This is a genomic window from Pseudomonas sp. 01L34, from assembly GCF_056400265.1.
This window is the reverse complement of sequence record NZ_JBFTSX010000043.1, coordinates 1-536: the sequence shown is the minus strand read 5'-3', so window position 1 is coordinate 536 and position 536 is coordinate 1. Positions and strand designations below refer to the sequence as shown.

Below are 536 nucleotides of genomic sequence, written 5' to 3'. Positions count from 1 at the left end.
CGGTCGACAGCGGCTCGTTAACGGCCGCGACAGCAGGCAGTGTCACGATCAGCGGCTCAGGCACCAGCAGCATCGTGCTCACGGGTACCCTCGCCAACATCAACACTTACCTGGCCACGGTCGCCAACCAGCCAACCTACACCCCGGTTGCCAATGCCAACGGTACGGTCACCCTGACCATGCTGACCAATGACGGCGGCAACACGGGCACTGGTGGTGCGTTGAGCGACAGCGACACGATCAACATCAACATCACCGCGCTCAACGACACTCCGGTGAACACACTGCCGGCAAGCTACACGACGAATGAAGACACTGCATTCAAGCTCAGCGGTCTGTCGGTGGCAGACGTCGACGCAGGCGCTGGCAGCATCTCGGTCACGCTCACGGTCGACAGCGGCTCGTTAACGGCCGCGACAGCAGGCAGTGTCACGATCAGCGGCTCAGGCACCAGCAGCATCGTGCTCACGGGTACCCTCACCAACATCAACACTTACCTGGCCACGGTCGCCAACCAGCCCGGTCGCCAACCAGCC

The 536-nt window shown here is 62.5% G+C and carries 1 protein-coding gene; it reads left to right on the top strand.

Features of this window, described 5'->3' with window-relative positions; genetic code table 11:
- Nucleotides 1-536, top strand: a 536-nt coding sequence (locus tag AC1DQM_RS29895) for a hypothetical protein (protein ID WP_477747270.1), incomplete at both ends; no start/stop codon positions are given.